The sequence below is a fragment of the Mycobacterium sp. E3298 genome, assembly GCF_001666895.1.
Taxonomy (GTDB): domain Bacteria; phylum Actinomycetota; class Actinomycetes; order Mycobacteriales; family Mycobacteriaceae; genus Mycobacterium.
This window is the reverse complement of sequence record NZ_LZJB01000404.1, coordinates 1-4884: the sequence shown is the minus strand read 5'-3', so window position 1 is coordinate 4884 and position 4884 is coordinate 1. Positions and strand designations below refer to the sequence as shown.

The 4884-nt window shown below is 68.7% G+C and carries 5 protein-coding genes and 1 pseudogene; 3 read left to right on the top strand and 3 right to left on the bottom strand.

The window, feature by feature from the left end; genetic code table 11:
• The 3 genes and pseudogenes from A9X05_RS32285 to A9X05_RS19315 form a co-directional block, all read right to left on the bottom strand.
• A pseudogene (locus A9X05_RS32285) lies at nt 1-115 on the bottom strand (phosphodiesterase); the annotation flags it as partial.
• A gap of 114 nt (nt 116-229) precedes the next feature.
• A complete protein-coding gene (locus A9X05_RS19320) occupies nt 230-961 on the bottom strand; it encodes a hypothetical protein (RefSeq protein WP_067751066.1) in 732 nt (243 codons plus the stop codon).
• A 127-nt stretch (nt 962-1088) separates the two neighbouring features.
• Nucleotides 1089-1583 (bottom strand): MarR family winged helix-turn-helix transcriptional regulator, encoded by a 495-nt coding sequence (locus A9X05_RS19315; RefSeq protein WP_067751072.1) that lies wholly within the window; start codon nt 1581-1583, stop codon nt 1089-1091.
• 320 nt (nt 1584-1903) lie between these two features.
• On the opposite strand from A9X05_RS19315, the gene A9X05_RS19310 reads away from it, so the two are divergent.
• The 3 genes from A9X05_RS19310 to A9X05_RS19300 all read left to right on the top strand — a co-directional run.
• The gene (locus A9X05_RS19310; protein WP_082971014.1) at nt 1904-3025 is read left to right on the top strand and encodes a polyprenyl synthetase family protein; all 1122 of its coding nucleotides are present in this window, start codon (nt 1904-1906) and stop codon (nt 3023-3025) included.
• Between the two features lie 27 nt (nt 3026-3052).
• Nucleotides 3053-4585: a phytoene desaturase family protein gene (crtI, locus tag A9X05_RS19305; protein ID WP_067783452.1), complete on the top strand. Its 1533-nt coding sequence runs from the start codon at nt 3053-3055 to the stop codon at nt 4583-4585.
• Nucleotides 4582-4884: squalene/phytoene synthase family protein (locus A9X05_RS19300; protein ID WP_197499131.1), on the top strand; the 303-nt coding region annotated here is incomplete at its 3' end. The genes crtI and A9X05_RS19300, both read left to right, overlap by 4 nt.

Here is a 4884-nt window from a genome sequence, read left to right as displayed (position 1 = left end):
GGGCGACCCGTTCGATGAAGCCCTCCGCCAGAACCCCGATCGGATGAAACAACCGTTTGCCCCGGATGGCGGAGCCCCACTGGAAGGGCAGTGCGACAAGATCGGAAACGCTCACCGGCGGCGGGTTCCCCTTTCCCCGCGTCGGAAACGCGCCGGTGCGACGTCGATTCCCCAGGGCTCCGCCCGGGTGTTTGGGTTTCAGCGGCGCGTCGGCAGATGCCGGACCGGTTTACGCGGGCACCCGCAGGCCGACCATGTGCGGTTCCCCGGGTGGTTGCGGCTGCTGGTTTTGCGCCCGGCCGTCGATGTAGACCTGCTGCATGACCGCCTGCCACGACTCCATCTCGGGCACCGATCCCCACATCCCTTCGAAAAGCCCGACGATCACGGCCGCGTTGTCGTCGGTCAGGGCATAGACCGGTCCACCGAAGTCACGACTGTCGACGGCCACGTCGGCGATGATGAACCGCCCTTCGCTGACGGAGGTGATCGATCCGCACCGCTGGCCGACCGATCGACGAAACTGGCACACCGGCAGCCCCGGCTGCGCACGCAGGCCCGGGGAAGACTTCAGTTGCCGGCCGGTCGGCAACTGGTCCGAGGCGGTCACGTCGGGGCCGAGCGCGATGACTTCGTACTCGACGGGCGACATCGCGCGACTCGCCGCCACGTCGTCGGCGGCCTGGCGACGGGCGAGCACGACCTTGCCCACCGGGTTTCCGTCGTGGTCGGTGACGTCCGACTCCCCGTTACCGCATTGACCGCTGGTCACCGCGACCCGCAGCCGGGGCTCGACCAACCCCACCATGCACACGGCCCCGCCTTGGCGGATCTCCATACCGGGAAAGGCCGTGACGGCCGGGGTGGCCGTCGCGGGGGCCGGGTAGCCGACCACCGTTATCGCAATCGTGAAGGCGAAGGCGATCGCCACGCGAGTGTTTCGCCCGCTGGCCATTTCCATTGGGCCCCACCACCCCTCATGTCCGTCCGAGGGATTTTTGTCGGACACTTGAGTTGAGTCGCGTATACCCGCGGGCAACGGCGCCAAACGGCCCCAAGCGCCCGGGCGGACGCGGCGAAGTCGCCGATCACTCCTGGGGCACTGCGAGTTCGCCCTGGAATCGTTGCATGGCGTCGATGACCGCACCGAGCACACGATGCGCTGCCATCAGGTCGGCGTCGGGTAACTCTTCGAGGGCGACCCGGCTGTGGGCATCGAGCGGACTGAAGAACGACCGGGCGGTGGCCAGGCCGGATTCCCCGTGGCGCAGGATGACCTTGCGGCGGTCATCGGGGTGGGAATCGCGCCGGATGTGGCCCGAGTCGATCAACCGATCCACCAGGTAGGTGATCGCCGAACCGGACAGCCCCATCCGATGACTGAGGTCGCCCGAGGTCATCGGCCGCCCCGCGGCTTCTGCCACCATGATGTACATCAATGCACGGAAGTCATTGGGCCGCAGACGATGTAACATCGCGAATTGCCGACCGATCTGGTCGGATTCGGTCGATATCTCCCGCAGATCGGCCGAGATCAGCGACTCCAGCACATCGCGGCGCAGGCGCTGCTCTTCAGCTTCCATAACAAAGTGAGCATATCCCTGAACCGGCACACAGTTCAGTTCGTTAATGGTTAATTGATTGAAATGGACCTCCGGCGACGATGGCACAGGGGACGAGACGTGACCACGACTGGCGAACCGAGGACAATTTCAGTAAGTTAATGTTTAAGTTATTGAAGGTGATGGGTAAGTCGTCCGAGGTTGGGAAGGGCTGATCGGAGCGGGATCGCGGCGACGGCATGGGCCGGTTCTTCGCCTCCGAACAGCGGAGATGGCGGCGCGTGTTTGAGCCGTCCCGACCTGGGAATGCCAAGCCGTCCAGGAGGGAGCGCGTGGCCAAGATGGGTGCTTTGTCGTTGACACCCGCCACCGAGTCGCCGGCAGCTGCGGCGGACTGGCCGGGCACCGCCCCCTTCGACGAGTGGCGCTCGAGCGTGCGGAACGGCGTGCTCGCCCTCCTCTGCGACTTCGTCGAACCCCGGCGCTCCCAGTTGGACGACACCCGCGTCGACGCCGCCGGCGACATCCTGATGGCGTTCGCGTCTGGCGGCAAGTGTCTGCGGTCGACCTTCATGTACTTGGGGTGGCTCTGCGGTGCCGCGCCCGACCGGGCGGCGCTGCGGGCGGCGGCCAGTTTCGAGCTGCTGCACGTATTCGCGCTGCTGCAGGACGACGTCATGGACGGTTCGGCCGAACGGCGGGGGCGCCCGTCGGCACACCTGCAATTTTCCCAATGGCACCGCGCGCGCGGGCTGTCCGGCTCGTCGGCGCGGTTCGGCGAATCGGCCGCCATCCTGCTGGGTGACCTCTGCCTGATCTGGTCGGAGCAGATGCTGCGCGAGAGCGGTGTCGATGCCCGTCGGTTGCAGCGCGCCTGGCCGCGCTACGACACGATGCGCACCGAGCTTGCGCTGGGCCAGTTCGCCGACCTGGTGAGCGATGTCCGGCGCATGCCTACCCTGGATGCCGTGCTGGACGTGGCCCGCCGCAAGTCGGGCAACTACACCGTGCGGCGGCCGTTGGAGATCGGCGCGGCGATGTCCGATTGCGACGATCGGACGCTGAGCCGACTCGGCCGGTACGGCGCCGCCATCGGGGAAGCCTTTCAGCTTCGCGACGACGTGCTCGGCGTCTTCGGCTCGCCGGCGATCACCGGGAAGCCGGCCGCCGGAGACCTGTTGGAGCGCAAGGCAACCAGCCTCGTGGTGACCGCCCACCAGCTCGCCGATGCGTCCACCCGGGCCGAACTGACCGAACTGATGAACGGCCACGCCCTCGACGGTGAAGCGCTCGATCGATGCAAAAAGCTGATCGTGGGGACGGGGGCGGTCCAGCTGATCGAGCAGATGATCAGCGACCGGGTCGCGGCCGCGCGCGAACACCTCGACGACGCCTCGATCGACGGACCCGTTCGCACCGCGCTGGAGGAAATGGCGACCGCCTGCACGGATCGCGCCGAATGAGCGACGCAAGTTTGGGAGCATGCTGACATGCGGACCATCGAAGGACGCAGCGAGCGCGTCGTGGTGATCGGGGCCGGCCTGGCCGGTCTGTCCGCCGCGCTGCATCTGGCCGGCCGTGGACGCGCGGTCACGGTGGTGGAACGCCACCCCTGGCCGGGGGGGCGCGCCGGCCGCCTCGACGTCGACGGCTATCGAATCGACACCGGGCCGACGGTGCTCACGATGCCGGACATCATCGACGAGACTTTCGCGGCCGCCGGCCAGAGCCGGTCGGGCCGGCTGGAATTGCTGCCGCTTGACCCGGCCTACCGGGCGGTGTTCGCCGACGGCAGCGCGCTCGACGTGCACACCGACCCCGACCGGATGACCACCGCCATTGCAGAGTTCGCCGGATCCGGGCAGGCAGCGGGCTACCGGCGGCTGCGCGAGTGGCTGCAGCGGTTGTACCGGATCGAATTCGACGGGTTCATCGCCGCCAACTTCGACTCCCCGCTGTCGTTGCTCACGCCGCAGTTGGCGCGGCTGACGGCGATCGGCGGCTTCCGCAAGTGGGATCGCGTGGTGAAGCGGCATATCAGCGACCCCCGGCTGCAACGGGTCTTCACGTTCCAATCCCTGTACGCGGGCGTGGCGCCGCGGAACGCCCTGGCCGTGTACGCGGTCATCGCCTACATGGACACCGTCGCGGGCGTGTTCTTCCCGCGCGGCGGGGTTCGCGCGCTTCCCGACGCACTGGCCGCGGCCGCCGCCGATGCGGGGGTCGAATTCCGTTACAACGCCACCGTTACCGGGCTCGACCGCGCCGCCGGACGGGTCAGGGCCGTGCTGACGGATCGCCTGGACCCCATCGCGTGCGACGCGGTGGTGCTGACCACCGAACTGCCGCAGACCTATGAACTGTTGGGCCGCACACCGCGCCGCCCCGTGCGGCTGCGGCCGGCGCCTTCGGCGGTCGTGGCCCACCTGGGCTCCCGCCGCGTCGCCTCCGACGCGGCCCATCACACGATCCTGTTCGGCGATTCCTGGGATCAGACCTTCACCGACATCATCCGCGACGGCCGCCTGATGCGGGATCCCTCGCTGCTGGTCACCCGCCCGACGGCGAGCGACCCCGCCCTGGCCCCGGACGGGCACGACCTGCTGTACGTGCTCGCCCCCGCGCCGAACCTGGATCGCGGGCCCATCGACTGGGACACCGTCGGGGCGCGTTATGTCGACACCCTGATCGACGAGGTCGCGGCGCGGCTACTGCCCGGGTTGGCCGAGGACGCAACGGTATTGGACACCGTCACGCCCGCGGACTGGGCGCGTCAGGGCATGGCGGCGGGCAGCCCCTTCGCGCTGGCCCACACCTTCGGGCAGACGGGCCCCTTCCGGCCGGCCAACATGGTGCGCGGCGTCGAAAACGCGGTGCTGGCCGGCTCGTCAACCGTGCCCGGCGTCGGCGTCCCCACCACGCTGATCTCGGGTCGGCTAGCCGCCGACCGCGTCACCGGCCCCAGCGCCGGCCGAGCCAACCGGATGACGACGCACCACGACATGAGGGCCGGGCTGATATGATTCGCAGCGAATTGGACGCGGCCGGGATCGACGATCCGCGCCTGCGCGAGGGTTATCGGCGCTGCCGCGAACTCAACGCCGCGCACGGCCGCACCTTCTTCTTGGCCACCCGCCTGCTGGCGCCCGACCAACGTCCGGCCGTGCACGCCCTCTACGGTTTCGCGCGCTATGCCGACGACATCCTCGACGACCTCGACCCCGGGCTGAGCGCCGACGTCCGCGGCATGCGGTTGCAGCAACTCGCCGACCAATTCTTCTCCGGCGGAGACCATCTGGACGACCCCGTGCTCGCCGCGGTC

Coding starts and splice junctions, on each gene's coding strand:
- A9X05_RS19320 (WP_067751066.1), bottom strand. CDS start 961: ATGGAAATGGCCAGCGGGCGAAACACTCGCGTGGCGATCGCCTTCGCC.
- A9X05_RS19315 (WP_067751072.1), bottom strand. CDS start 1,583: ATGGAAGCTGAAGAGCAGCGCCTGCGCCGCGATGTGCTGGAGTCGCTG.
- A9X05_RS19310 (WP_082971014.1), top strand. CDS start 1,904: ATGGGTGCTTTGTCGTTGACACCCGCCACCGAGTCGCCGGCAGCTGCG.
- crtI (WP_067783452.1), top strand. CDS start 3,053: ATGCGGACCATCGAAGGACGCAGCGAGCGCGTCGTGGTGATCGGGGCC.